We start from the raw sequence: 13,028 nt of genomic DNA, 5'->3' as shown, positions 1-13,028 counted from the left end.
ATGCCGATCGACCCGTCCTATTTAGCTGTCTTAACCACAGGCAGCGTCGCATCGAAGCCCTTCGGGTCTAACAATGGAATTGCAAGCTTTGGATCATCCATGTGTTCTTCCGACATGGGATCAATTACTTCGGGGGTAACCAGCACAAGCAGCTCTGCCGTCGAATGATTGATAGATTTTGACTTGAAAAGCTGCCCCAAGACAGGAATACTGGCTGCGCCCGGGGTCTTTCCAAGCTGATCGGTTGTACGCCTATCGAGCAGCCCCGAAATAGCAAAGCTCTGTCCACTCCTGAGAACCACCTGAGTCTCAGCCCTTCGGGTCGATAGCGCCGGAATGGTATACCCGCTAATCTGGACGGCGTTGGTATAATCCAGCGCACTAACCTCAGGCGCCACCCATAGCTCAATTGTGCCGTCGCTATTGACCCTTGGAGTGAAGTCTAACTTTACCCCATATGGTCGAAATTGAATGCTGATTGATGTTAGTCCTCCCGTGCTTCCCTGTACGACGGGGAAAGGAAATTCGCCACCTGCTAGAAAAGATGCCTTCTGCCCACTTAACGTAGTTATATTTGGCTCTGCCAGAATCTGCAGTACCTGGCGTGACTCCAGATCCTGCACCATTGCGCCAATATTTAGCTGCGAGCTATAAAGCAAAAAGTTCAAAGGATTTGAGATACTAATGCTTTTTCCCCCAACTGTGGACGTGCTACCTCCGCTGGCGCTGGAAGAAGATCCGCCTGTTGAGGCCGTCAAATTTGAAGGAAATTGAGTCGTAGAAGACTGAATCAGCTTGTTTCCACCAGCACTAAAAAGATTGATCCCAAATTGATTTAGCTTAGAGCGATCCACTTCAAGAATTCGCACCTTTAGCCTCACCTGCCTTACAAGAGAGGAGTTAATAAGTAGTGCGTTGGATACATTCTTGGAGTAAAGGCCAGCTAATCTCACTGCCGCTTCCGACATAGCCGCATTGCTAATCGTTCCAGAGAGTGTAATGCGTTCCTCCTCGGCCTGGACATGAATTTGCTCGTTTGGCATTGCCTGCTTGAAGGAATCTCGCAATGAGCCCACGTCTATATCGGAAGAAACTAAAAATGATTGCGACTCCCCGTTTTCATCCCAAACTACAAGCGAGCTGACGCCAGTTTGCTTTGATGTAAGCAGCACTTCTTTGGGACTGGCAATGAATGCGTAGATCACCGCAGGATTAGTCACATATACCCTGGTAAGCCTATGCTTTGCACTAACCGACATTGATCGCCCGACAAGCAAATGAATGGGTTTTTCAGACGGAATAGCACTAGCGAAGTAGCTTGCGTCAGTACTATCTTCCAACGACGGGTTACTGGAAGCGGCACGAGTATCTACCTGATCCGCATAAGCTGTTAGGTCAACGCCACACAGAATGGCCAGCAGCGGTAAACTTCGAAGTGAGCGGATGAACCATATTGCATATCTTTTCACTGGAAGCTCTCCACCGATTGCTTTTCGCCCTGCATGAGTTGCACACTATACCTCTTAGGGGCTGGCGGAGTCTGAGGACTTACTATCCGCCTTACTGCTGCTGGCTTGGCCTTTACCATTGCTCCTAAAGTAGACATTTGCGCCGGAGTATCCTCAACGTGGTTATGATCGGCTCCGTTTCTCAATACAAAGTGCACAGTGCCCTGGGCACTTGCCAGCACTACCCTTTCAGCGTCCTCTGGAGTAACTAAAAGAGTTACAACATCGACAGTATTGGCCTTACCTTCGGGGTCCGGTTGCATCTTCTGTCCGGCGGTTAATATCTGCGCATCTTGTAGAACCGTGGATGTCATCGAGTCTGACGATGCTGCCCGAAAGGTTACTAGCACATCGACATGGGTTCCCGGCAGCAAATATCCTGCAACTCCTACCACCTGATCCGACTTTAACGACAAGGCCCTCATTCCTTCAGGAATGCGAGCCGACAAGCCCGCACCTTGCCCCACACCGGATATCTGCCGATCGAGCAACGGCTCCCCTTCGGCGAGTGGGTAAAGCACGCTTCTGCCAATCACATCATCCTGCCGGATAAACGCACCCGCAAGCGGCGCTCCGCCAGGCCAGTTCACCAGTTTTAAATTTGTAGCGGTCAATATCTCCCCCGCCTCCATTTTTTTCACTGTAGCCACATAACGCAACTGCGTCGGTACAGGCGCACGCAACTTAGATAAGCGGTGGCTAAGCCATAAAGTAAAACTCCCCGATATGGCAACCGCCACGAGCATGGCAGCAATAAAGCGGCGTGCAAGCATTGGATTACCTCGGCATTTCTGCAAAATAACTGGTCAACAGGCATCCTGCTGCAATCGCTACCGCGTAGGGAAGGCGTAGGGAATTACTATTTTTTACGTTTATTTCCTCATGCGGGGTAAGGCCTTTATGGTGATGATGGCGCACAAGAGAGAGAACATTCCACATCGTCTCTCGAAGGCGCCCATGCACTAGAGCAAGCACTAATCCCATCAGCCCACCCACAAGAGAGGTAAAGATCAGAAGATAAGCGATATTTTCAAAACCAATCGCACTCGCCACCGTACTAATCAACTTCACATCCCCACCACCCATGCCACCTGCCACAAAAAAAATTAAAAATATGCCTCCCGCGACGAGAGCTGCAGCAAAAGAGGTTGCCAACCCACTCCACCCGTCAAAGATCAGGTGAAGCAGAAGCGCCGCAGGGAGGGCAAATGCGATTAAGCGATTTGGAATTTTCCGACTTTGAATATCAAAGATGGCAGCAATACCTGCACATACTGAACCAGCAACCGGATAGATGATCTCTTTATCGATTGAAATCATTGGGATCACCTCTACCAAAGGAGAAATTGAAAAATAAAGGACATAGCGATACACGGCTATACCCTTTGGAGATATTTGATGTCAGCTGCGATTTTTCACTGAAAGATGTTTTTTTCAGCAGAAGCTTTGTAGTACTACGAAGGAGGAACCAAGCCATTTGAGATATTGGTAAATACGGTCTTGATATTGGTAGCAACAGTTCCCATAAGCGTGATTGCGGCAAGCGATATTAAAGAAGCGATGAGGGCATATTCAATCAGATCCTGCCCAGACTCATCTTTGAGAAGGTTGGTAACGTGATGCAAGATGCGATTCATATTGATGGGCTCCCAGGTTTTTAAACTTATGACATGCCTTCCATGTCACTTATATCGACCAAAAACGGCTACGTATTACTGAAATTGGAAATTTACGCGAGATACGTAAATAAAGCACTTTAGTACCGAATACCTTGCATCAATACTTAGGAATTTTTAATACAAGCGGTTATTCGATCTATCAGGCGATCTAAATCCAAGTCTTGTGCCGTTTTGGCCGCTACGTACTAGATCGGCGACTTTATATCGAAGACAAGAGCCGGTGTACCATTTTGGATATTTCATCGAATATAGATGTTTCAACATGTATCTACAGAGGGGCAATCCCTCTGCCCCCTACTCCCACGCTCCCACCCAGCCATCGTTTTGGGATTGGCCCCCGGACGGCCTATAATCTTCCAAGATGAAGGCTCACGTATATGTCACGCTCAAACGTACCGTCCTCGATGCACAGGGGCAAACCGTAACGGATGCGCTGCGTCGCATGAACTACCACGGCGTCACCGACGTCCGTCAGGGCAAGTATTTTCTGTTGACCCTGGAGGATGGGCAGGACATGCCGACCGTACGGGCCGAAGTGGAGCGCATCGCTACCGAGGTTCTGGTGAACCCGGTGATCGAAGAATTCAGCTTCCGCCTCGAGTCCTAATCCCCTGCGACATTGCGCGTTCTGACAGCCGGACGAGGCTCCGGTGAGCGGAAAACCATGCCTGCTCCTGACGTTTTTTTTGAACGTCCGCTGAATCGTGTCAAAATCAGCTCCAAAAGTAATCCTTCCGAACCCCTTTTTCGTTTACATTTGTGATGCCGCAAAAGATGCAAGTTCTTTTTTCCCAACTATCTGACGCCAGGGCGATAGACGGCATCCTATGCGTGTAGTGGTTGTTTTACTTTGAGAGTTCGCTCTTTTGCACATTGTTCTGCGACGAATACGGGAGAATGTGATGTTCCAAACTACGTCGAGGATGGAAGCACGCACTTTAAACGCAGCTTCCTCAGGCAACATACCGCACCATCACAAGGGCGCCTTTTGGGAATGCATCCTTGCCCTTCTACTCCTATCCGGCATTGTGTCTCGAGCCCAGGCCCAGGCCTTGCCAACCGCGACCAGAAACTCGGGCGTGGATGTCTTCTTCACAGGCGGTCACGGCGATACCGACTACGGAACCACGGGAACAGCGTTCTCCGTCGGCGGCGACGTCGCTCTCTTTGGTCGGCCGCGATTCGGGCTGCAGACCGCGATTGAGGCACGCCTGATCGACATGCCCAGCGACTACATCGGCACGAAGGACTTCGCCGGAGGCATCCGTGTCGGCAGGCCCCTCCACTTCCACCGCATCACCCCCTACGCCGACTTTCTGATCGGCTACGGAACCATCTCGTTTCCCGGGCTGCGTCATCCCGGCTACACCCACGACAACTCCGTCACCTATAACTTTGGCGGCGGCGTCGACGTCCCCGTCTTCGGCCCTTTTGCAGCCAAAGTCGATTACCAGGAGGAGTCCTGGAAACTGGGCGACGCTAGTTCACGCCTGACCCCATCGGCCTTCACAGTCGGCGTGGTCTATACCCTGCCGTTGTCGTTCCACATCCACCGCTAAATCCCCAAACCGCGGGTGAAATACCCTCCGCACAGGGCTTTCATCCGCTCCTTCCTTTCGGAAGAGGGAAGACGTCCGCCGGACGGGCTTCCTACGCGGAGAGCTAACGTTCACACGACCTTTTAGACCTCTCATATTGCTCCTTCCACTGCACGGGACAAAAATCCCTGCTGCCGACCAGCGGAAGGCCCTCAGAAGATCACCTCCCCATATCCCTCCGCGAGCAACACGAAGTGCCGAAGTGCTAGGCTCAAAGATGATGGATTCGATCACTTTGCCGCCTACATCCCCTGAGCCCACCCCGCACCGCACCGGCAGCCGTTTCGTCCGCGCCTGCCTCCGCCTCCCGGTCGACACCACCCCCGTCTGGTTCCTCCGCCAGGCTGGCCGCTACATGCCCGAGTACATGGCGGTCCGCAAGCACCACAGCCTCCTCGACATCTGCCGCACCCCCGAGATCGCCGCCGAAGTCACCATCACCGCCGCCGAGCGCCTCGGCGTGGACGCGGCCATCATCTTCGCCGACCTGCTCCTCCCCTTCACCCCCATGGGCCTCGACTTCGAGTTCCTAGCCGGTGAAGGCCCCGTCGTCCACGCCCCCATCCGCACCGCCGAGCAGGTCCGCGCCCTCCGCACCGACCGCGTCGACGAGCTAGCCTACGTCTCCCACTCCATCGAGCGCGTAGCCGCTCACTTCTCCTCCCCCCGCCCCGACGGCGACCAGCTCGGCATCATCGGCTTCTGCGGCGCGCCCTTCACCCTGGCCAGCTACATGATCGAAGGCTCCAGCTCCCGCAACTACATCGAGACCAAGAAGCTGATGTACGCGAGCAGCCTCGCCGGTTCGCCCGAATCCACCGCCTGGCCCCTCCTCATGGAGAAACTCGTAACCGTCCTAACCGCCTACGCCCAGCAGCAAGTCGAAGCCGGAGCCGACGTCATCCAGGTCTTCGACAGTTGGGCAGGCGCTCTCTCGGTCACCGACTACCGCGAGTACTGCCTCCCCGCCACCACCGAGCTGGTCCAGCGCATCCGCTCCCTTGGCGTCCCGGTCATCTACTTCGGCGTCGACACGGCCTCCCTCCTCCCAACCATGCGCCAAACCGGAGCCGACGTCCTCGGCCTGGACTGGCGCACGCCCCTCGACCAGGGCTGGCAGTCCATCGGCAGCGGCCACGCTGTCCAGGGCAACCTCGACCCCATCACCCTCTTCGCCCCGCCCGAAGTCCTCCGCACCCGCGTAGCCGAGATCCTCACCCAGGCCGCCGGACGCCCCGGCCACATCTTCAACCTCGGCCACGGCATCGTCCCCGGCACTCCCGTGGAAAACGTCATCCAGGTCGTAAAATGGGTACGGGAGCTAAGCAAGTAATGAAGCCCGAAGCGATCCTCCTCCTGGCCCACGGCACCCCCGACACACTAGGCCAGATGGCCGAATATCTCAGCAAAGTAACCGGCGGCCGCCAGCTCCCCCAGTCCGTCGTAGAGGAACTCCAACACCGCTACGCCGAGATCGGCCTGCGCGACGAGCCTCTCCCCGAAGGCCCCCCGCTCACCCACTGGACGCTCGAGCAAACCCGCCTCCTACGCGAGTCCCTGACGATCCCTGTCTACGTAGGCATGCGCAACTGGCAGCCTTACATCGCCGACGTGGTCGCCCGGATGCGCTCTGACGGCATCCACAGCTTCCGCGCCATCTGTCTGGCCCCTCAGAACTCCCGCACCAGCACCGGCCTCTACCGCCGCGCGGCCACCTCTGCCGCCGAGGGCATAGAGATGGAGTTCATCTCCGGCTGGGCCGAAGAGCCTCTCCTAGCCCGCGCCTTCGCCGACCGCCTTCTGCCTGTCTGGAAGGAAGCCTGCGCCGCCACCGGCACCCGCGTCCCAGTCCTCTTCACGGCCCACTCGGTCCCCTGCCGCACCCTCCTCCCGGGCACGCCTAGTAGCACTTCAGACCAGCCCACCCGCCCCACCACCCCCATCCCCGCCGACGGCATCCAGACCTACGACGCCACCGCCACCCCGGACCCCTACCCTGTCGAGTGCAAACAGACGGCGATCCGCGTAGCCGAAGCCGCCGGCCTCACCGACCCCGACTGGTACTTCGCCTTCCAGAGCCAGGGCATCGCCGGAGCCCCCTGGATCGGCCCCACAGTAGAAGAGACCCTGAAGGCCCTAGCCGCCGAGGGCTACAAGGGAGTAGTCATGCAACCGATCGGCTTCCTCTGCGACCACGTAGAGATCCTCTACGACATCGACATAGCCTTCAAAGCCACAGCCAAAGAGCTTGGCCTAGACCTCTGGCGCGCCGAGAGCCTGAACGCCTCCCCCATCCTCATCGAAGCCCTCATAAAACTGGCCACCGCCGAATAAGCAGGACATGCCTCACAGAGTTAAGGTCCAATCCTTGACTTAGCCCACGCAAACTCGCCTTCCATCAGCGGAATTAGTCCCGACAAGCCGACTTTCTATGAGCAGGTCACTAGTGTCAAGTGATTGTTCTTTGTTTTTTCCTTCATAGGGCTTTTGCTTTTGTTGTTGCTCTTGGCTTCGTTGCTCTCCACCGTGTTTCTATTCGCACTCTGGATGAGCTGTCTTCATGCAAGCTCGGTGCCGGTTGGGGTTCGAGAGGAGAGTCGATGCTGCCATTTATCGGTCGGCCTCGAAGGCCGAAGTCGGCTCGCAGTCATCGGAACACGGTGTCGTCGCAACGGGTGAACATGTTGATCTCTCAAGCAGCTTGTTCGTAGAACGGCATATATGTAGCTTGGGTGCTCCAGAGATGATGGAGCAACACCGCAAGCTTGCGTGCTACTGCGACGACGGCCTTACTCTTGGCCTGCTTACCACCTCGTGCGGCCAAGTGCAGACCCCACTGGCGCAGCGCCGAGTCTCGTCCGTGCGGTCGGAGGATATGGTTGGAGCACTCGATCAGCAGACTTCGGAGGTATGCATTGCCGGCATGGGTGATGCCAAGCTGAGGATCATGGTCTCCGGACTGACTTCGACGAGGCCGTAGGCCAAGATAGCAACCGACATCACGACTTCGTCCGAACCGTTCCTTGCTGCCGAGCGTCAGCACGAAGGTCAAGGCGGTGAGGTGGCCGACGCCGTGAACCTTCAGCAGCGCCTGCGTCTCTGGATACTCGGTCTGGCCGAGCTGTTGGATCTGTCGGTCGTACAGCTTGATCTTTACTGTCATCTCCGCGATCTGCTGAAGCACCGGACCGAGCGCGTGTGCCAGTCCAGGTGGCATAACAGCAACGCTGCGCTGGGCGAAGCACGTTGTGGCAGAGGCAGGCATACGGTAGCCGCACGACTTCGTCAGACCACGAACGGCGTTCACCGCAGCGGTACGCAGTCGCACCAGCAGCGCTCGCGCACGAATCAGAGTCAGAGCCTGCTGTTGCTCGACCGTACGATGGGCGATCGGCCTCAAGATATTCGGATCAAGCCGCGCATATCTTGCCAGCTTCTCAGCATCCACCTGATCGCTCTTCCGATCACTGTGCGAGATCGCACGTAACTCGCGAACGTTCGCCACGATCACTTCGTGGCCTAGTTCCTGCAACTGTGCGCTGATCCAGATCGAGTGTGTTCCGGCCTCCATCGCGACCCGCGCTGATGGCACGTCGGTGAACCACTTCTCAATCGCCTTCGGGGTAGTTCTGAAGCGGCCACGGTCGACCACTTCTCCGTCCTGGTTGAGAGTGCAGTAATGGCTCCAGACATCGCCAAGGTCGATGCCGATCGTCATCTCGACCTTGGCTTGCCTGCGTGGAACTTCAGCGATGAGGTGTTGCGCTGGCTTCTTCATGGGAACAGTCTGCTCCTCCTTCGGAGGACCTGCTCATCCCATTTGTAGGTACTAATCCAGCACTCAATGCAACGCCGCCATGGAAGCTATGGCTTAGGCAAGTGACGCAAGGCGTTACCAAGGATTACTGAAAGGTTACTCCTGGTTACTTTATTCCGCTTTTTCCTCAGCTGACATATTGATTTGCAGAGCTTACCATTGTGTCAAGCACGGAGGTTGTGATGGAATTAGCTTTTGCGACGCACCAAGGCCGAGTAACAATAGGCAAGTGGAATTTATTGGCGTTCAACCTTCGCGACGGTCGACGCTTACTGGCAAAAGAAACTTTCAAAGAGGTCCTCGCATTACCGACTACCGGTGGCAATAAAGACACTCTTCGTAAGATCTCTCAGCATCAACTTATGAGAAACAGCGCACTTACGACAGCAATGAGCGTATTTGAAAACCCGATCTGCTTCCGATCCAATGCAGGGAAACTCATCGAAGGATTTGAAGCCGAAGGTCTGGTCACGCTCTGCAAATTCCTCCTGAAAGCAAGAGAGATTGGAGTTCTTCAGACTGCCGCGCTAATGCGCACCGCGCGCGCCGCAGAAAGTATCATCATCTCCCTTGCCAACGTCGGCCTTATAGCGATGATTGATGAGGCGACAGGTTATCAAGCTAAGCGAACAAAGGGTTCGCTGCAGGAAATCTTCGATAAGTTCTTAAAAACTGACTACGACTCATGGAATAAGCGCTTCCCGGACGACTTCTATCAAGAAATCTACCGGCTGCGAAAGTGGGAGTGGAAGGGGCGATCCATCAACCCTCCGCAATGCGTAGGGAACTTTACAAACTTCATAGTCTACATGCGGTTAGCGCCAGGCATACTGGGAGAGTTGGAATCCAGAAATCCGATGCTCGAAAATGGCGAGAGGCTCGTCAAACATCACCAATGGCTTAGTGACGATATTGGCCAACCTGCGCTTTCGCACCATATCTTCGCGGTGATCACTCTTATGAAAGTCAGCGAAACGTGGTCTGCCTTCATTGCAAAGCTCGTCAAAGCATTTCCTCAATGCGGGGATCAAGGGTGGCTTGAACTCGAAGACTAGATATCCTCCTAATAGCGTTTGTCCTGAGAAACGCCGTTCTCTCTCTATCTGCTTCATCCTCAGAGAACTTCTCAGACTTCGCTTTTGCCGTTGCTTCTGAGGTAGGTCTGGACTTTAGCCCGGACATCAAAAACCACCTCCAACGCGGGCTTTAGCCCCGGGGTTAAGCTTTCTTCCTTGCAACCTAGACTATTAAGGACACGGCTTCAGCCGTGCCATCCCGGCATACCAAGAAACGCGGCTTTAGCCGCTGAGGAACGACTTCCTCAACTCACCCAAAATCCCCATCTCATCGCAAAAACAAAAACGCCCTAACTCCGGGCGGGCGGCACTTCGTGCGGTACTCGCCCCGTCACGTAAAAAATCCCCACAAGCGCGTTACGATCTAAACATGACTCCCCCCGTCCCGCCCTTCACCCTCGAAACCGCCATCCAGAAGGTCCGCAAGGCCGAAGACGGATGGAACTCCCGCGACCCCAACCGCGTCTCCCTCGCCTACACCGTCGACAGCGTCTGGCGCAACCGCTCCGAGTTCGTCACCGGCCGCGAGCAGATCGTCCAGTTCCTCACCCGCAAGTGGACCCGCGAGCTGGAGTACCGCCTCATCAAAGAACTCTGGGCCTTCACCGGCGACCGCATCGGCGTCCGCTTCGCCTACGAGTGGCACGACGACTCCGGCCAATGGTTCCGCTCCTACGGCAACGAGAACTGGGAGTTCAACGACGAAGGCTTGATGCACCACCGCTACGCCTGCATCAACGACCTGCCCGTCCAGCCCGCCGACCGCCTCTTCCACTGGCCCCAGAGCACCCGTCCCGACGACCACCCCAGCCTGAGCGAACTGGGCCTATGACGTCTAAGCCTCGCACAGCCATCATCGGCGGTGGCATCGCTGGAGTCACCGCCGCCTGGCAGCTAGCCCAAATCGACCCGACTCAAGATGTAACCCTCTTCGAAGCCTCCCCCCGCCTCGGCGGCATCGTCGAGACCGTCCGCCGCGAAGGCTTCGTCGTCGAGTGCGGCCCCGACGGCTGGATCACCGAAAAGCCCTGGGCACGCGAATTAGCTGAGGAATTGGGCCTCGGCAACGAGCTGATCTCCTCCCTCGACGCCACCCGCATCACCTACATCCTGCGCAACGGTCGCCTCATCCCCATCCCCGATGGAATGCGCATGATGGTCCCGACCGACCTCGAAGCCCTCACCCGTTCGGAACTCTTCAGCCCTGCCGCCATCGCCGCCTACGCCTCCGAACCCGGCCGAGCCGAAGAGCTCCGCGCCGCCACCCCCGACCGCGACGAGTCCGTAGCCAGCTTCGTCCTACGCCACTTCGGCGAAGAGGTCCTCCACACCGTAGCCGCTCCCCTGCTCTCGGGCGTCTTTGGCGGAGACGTTACCCGCCTCAGCGTCCGCGCGGTCATGCCCGCCTTCGTCCAGATGGAGCGCGAGCACGGCTCCCTCATCCTCGCCCTGCAATCCAAGCCAAAGACCGCCTCCCCCCAGCCGATCTTCACCTCCCTGGCCTCGGGCAGCGGCTCCCTGATCGAGCGCATGGTCGCCGCCATCCCACCCGAGTGGATTCGCCTCAACACCACCGTCAGCGACCTGGTCACCGCCGGTCAGGCCTGGACAGTCGAACTGGCCGGAAAGCCCCCCTCCTACCAGGACTTCGACCGCGTCATCGTAGCCACACCCGGCCACATCAGCCGCCAGCTCCTCGGCGGCATAGTCGACACCGCCCTGCTCCCCTTCGAGGCCACCTCTGCCGTCATCATCGCCCTGGCCTTCACCCAGCCGTTCGACCTCCCCCCCGGCTTCGGCTTCCTCGTCCCCGACGGCGAGACCAACAACCTACTGGCCGGAACCTTCATCGACCAGAAGTTCCCCAACCGCGTGCCTCAGGGCACCCACCTGCTGCGAGCCTTCTTCGGCGGCGAGCGCGCCCCCGCCATCGCCATCATGCCCGACGACGAGATCGCCGCCCAGGCCTTCGAGGAGCTGCAAAAGATCCTCGGCCCCCTGCCCGAACCATCTTTCACCATCGTCCGCCGCTGGCCCCACAGCCTCCCCCAGTACGCCGTCGGCCATCTGGATCGGCTCGCCGAGCTGGACCGTCAGGTCGCCCAGCACCCCGGCCTTCACCTCCTCGGCAACGCCTACCGGGGGGTCGGACTGCCGGACCTGATCCGCGAAGCCCGCACCTTAGCCCGGGAGATAGCCCAACCGAAGTGATTGCACTAAAAATAGTGCAATCACCGTAGATCCACACCGCACCAACTCCACGTTTTACCGTCACAACTCCACGTTCTACCGACCACAAAAAACGGCCCCAACGACGCAAAAGCATCGTTGGGGCCGTTTGGGAAGAAGCTGGTTAGACTGCCGGTGCGGGAGCCACAACCTCTTCAGGAGCATCGCTCTTGATCGTGACCTTAACATGCGTCGTGACCTCGCGATGCAGCTTGATGGGAACGTGGAACTCGCCAAGCGTCTTGAGAGGCTCCTCGATCGCGATCTTGCGGCGATCGACGGTAAAGCCTTTCAGCTCAAGCTGCTGGGCGATATCGCCCGAGGTGACCGAGCCGAAGAGGTGATCGTTCTCGCCGACCTTGCGCTCGAAGAGCAGCTCGATCTCCTGCATGGTGCTCGAAAGCTCCTCCGCCTGGATCTTCTCCTTGGCGGACTTGCGGATAGCCGAGCCCTTCATCTGCTCGATGACTGCCTTGTTGGCGGCAGTCGCTTCAATCGCGAGCTTGCCGGGCAGAAGATAGTTGCGTCCGTAGCCGTCGGCCACCTTCACGACATCGCCGCGGTGTCCGAGCTTGACTACATCTTCTTTCAGAATGACTTCCATGGTGTTTCTCCGAATGCTGGTGTGGCCTTAAGTTAGAAGCGGGCGGCGAAGGCGAGCAGCGCGATGTTGCGCGACTGCTTGATGGCGAGCGAGAGGCGACGCTGATGGGTCGTGCAGACACCCGTCAGGCGGCGCGGAACGATCTTGCCGCGCTCGGCGACGAAGCCCTGCAGCAGGCGGACATCGCGGTAGCTGATCTGGTCGATCTTCTCGGTGCAGAACTTGCAGACCTTCTTGCGGCGGAAGAACTTGCGCCCGCCGGGGCCGCCGGGACCACCCGCGGGACGGGGGCCGCCAGGTCCGCCCGCAGGACGGGGTCCGCGCGGAACGAAGCCGGTGCTGGGGCCGGAGTGGCCGGTGGTGGTGGCAGGAGCCGCAGCCGCTGGTGCCTGCGTCTCGGTCGGGGTGCTGGTTTCGTCAGCCATTTTGATTCCTCTATTTCCCTGAAAAGGGATGCTACGTTGTGCGTCCCCTGCGCTCCAGACTCGCGGTGGAATCTCTGAACTGAGGATCATCA

14 protein-coding genes are annotated in these 13,028 nt (G+C 57.4%); 7 read left to right on the top strand and 7 right to left on the bottom strand.

Annotation, left to right across the window (positions count from 1 at the left end):
* Positions 1–17: 17 nt before the first annotated feature.
* The 4 genes from FTO74_RS04435 to FTO74_RS04420 form a co-directional block, all read right to left on the bottom strand.
* The gene (locus tag FTO74_RS04435) at positions 18–1,469 is read right to left on the bottom strand and encodes a pilus assembly protein N-terminal domain-containing protein (protein ID WP_162537056.1); all 1,452 of its coding nucleotides are present in this window, start codon (positions 1,467–1,469) and stop codon (positions 18–20) included.
* Positions 1,466–2,281, bottom strand: a complete 816-nt coding sequence (gene cpaB, locus FTO74_RS04430; RefSeq protein ID WP_162537055.1) for a Flp pilus assembly protein CpaB — start codon at positions 2,279–2,281, stop codon at positions 1,466–1,468. The genes FTO74_RS04435 and cpaB overlap by 4 nt, the downstream gene beginning before the upstream one ends.
* 4 nt (positions 2,282–2,285) lie before the next feature.
* Positions 2,286–2,828, bottom strand: coding sequence for a prepilin peptidase (locus FTO74_RS04425; protein WP_162537054.1), 543 nt, complete (start codon positions 2,826–2,828; stop codon positions 2,286–2,288).
* A 134-nt stretch (positions 2,829–2,962) separates the two neighbouring features.
* Positions 2,963–3,145 carry a Flp family type IVb pilin gene (locus FTO74_RS04420; RefSeq protein WP_162537053.1) on the bottom strand — a complete coding sequence of 61 codons (183 nt, stop codon included), beginning with the start codon at positions 3,143–3,145 and terminating at the stop codon, positions 2,963–2,965.
* Between the two features lie 403 nt (positions 3,146–3,548).
* On the opposite strand from FTO74_RS04420, the gene purS reads away from it, so the two are divergent.
* The 4 genes from purS to FTO74_RS04400 all read left to right on the top strand — a co-directional run bounded on the left by purS (position 3,549) and on the right by FTO74_RS04400 (position 7,119).
* Positions 3,549–3,794, top strand: coding sequence for a phosphoribosylformylglycinamidine synthase subunit PurS (gene purS, locus FTO74_RS04415; RefSeq protein WP_162537052.1), 246 nt, complete (start codon positions 3,549–3,551; stop codon positions 3,792–3,794).
* A 421-nt stretch (positions 3,795–4,215) separates the two neighbouring features.
* Positions 4,216–4,746, top strand: a complete 531-nt coding sequence (locus FTO74_RS04410; protein WP_220399077.1) for a hypothetical protein — start codon at positions 4,216–4,218, stop codon at positions 4,744–4,746.
* A gap of 259 nt (positions 4,747–5,005) precedes the next feature.
* Positions 5,006–6,118 carry a uroporphyrinogen decarboxylase gene (gene hemE, locus FTO74_RS04405; protein WP_255462610.1) on the top strand — a complete coding sequence of 371 codons (1,113 nt, stop codon included), beginning with the start codon at positions 5,006–5,008 and terminating at the stop codon, positions 6,116–6,118.
* On the top strand, positions 6,118–7,119 hold the full coding sequence (locus FTO74_RS04400) for a ferrochelatase (protein ID WP_255462495.1): 1,002 nt from the start codon (positions 6,118–6,120) through the stop codon (positions 7,117–7,119). Before hemE ends, FTO74_RS04400 begins: the two co-directional genes overlap by 1 nt.
* Before the next feature lie 358 nt (positions 7,120–7,477).
* Here FTO74_RS04400 and FTO74_RS04395 read toward each other — a convergent pair whose 3' ends face one another.
* Positions 7,478–8,563, bottom strand: coding sequence for an IS110 family transposase (locus FTO74_RS04395; protein ID WP_162537048.1), 1,086 nt, complete (start codon positions 8,561–8,563; stop codon positions 7,478–7,480).
* Positions 8,564–8,784: 221 nt separating this feature from the next.
* Between FTO74_RS04395 and FTO74_RS04390 the strand changes: the two genes are divergently transcribed.
* The 3 genes from FTO74_RS04390 (at position 8,785) to hemG (ending at position 11,889) form a co-directional block, all read left to right on the top strand.
* Complete coding sequence (locus FTO74_RS04390) at positions 8,785–9,657, top strand: P63C domain-containing protein (protein ID WP_162537047.1); 873 nt, start codon at positions 8,785–8,787, stop codon at positions 9,655–9,657.
* A gap of 391 nt (positions 9,658–10,048) precedes the next feature.
* Positions 10,049–10,510 carry a nuclear transport factor 2 family protein gene (locus tag FTO74_RS04385; protein WP_162537046.1) on the top strand — a complete coding sequence of 154 codons (462 nt, stop codon included), beginning with the start codon at positions 10,049–10,051 and terminating at the stop codon, positions 10,508–10,510.
* Positions 10,507–11,889: a protoporphyrinogen oxidase gene (hemG, locus tag FTO74_RS04380; protein ID WP_162537045.1), complete on the top strand. Its 1,383-nt coding sequence runs from the start codon at positions 10,507–10,509 to the stop codon at positions 11,887–11,889. Before FTO74_RS04385 ends, hemG begins: the two co-directional genes overlap by 4 nt.
* A 142-nt stretch (positions 11,890–12,031) precedes the next feature.
* On the opposite strand, the gene rplI is transcribed toward hemG, so the two are convergent.
* On the bottom strand, positions 12,032–12,511 hold the full coding sequence (rplI, locus tag FTO74_RS04375) for a 50S ribosomal protein L9 (protein WP_162537044.1): 480 nt from the start codon (positions 12,509–12,511) through the stop codon (positions 12,032–12,034).
* 32 nt (positions 12,512–12,543) lie between these two features.
* A complete protein-coding gene (gene rpsR, locus FTO74_RS04370; protein WP_162537043.1) occupies positions 12,544–12,936 on the bottom strand; it encodes a 30S ribosomal protein S18 in 393 nt (130 codons plus the stop codon).
* Positions 12,937–13,028: the final 92 nt, after the last annotated feature.

The organism is Granulicella sp. WH15 (genome assembly GCF_009914315.1).
In the GTDB taxonomy this organism is placed as follows: Bacteria; Acidobacteriota; Terriglobia; order Terriglobales; family Acidobacteriaceae; genus Edaphobacter.
This window is presented reverse-complemented; position numbering and strand designations above follow the sequence as displayed.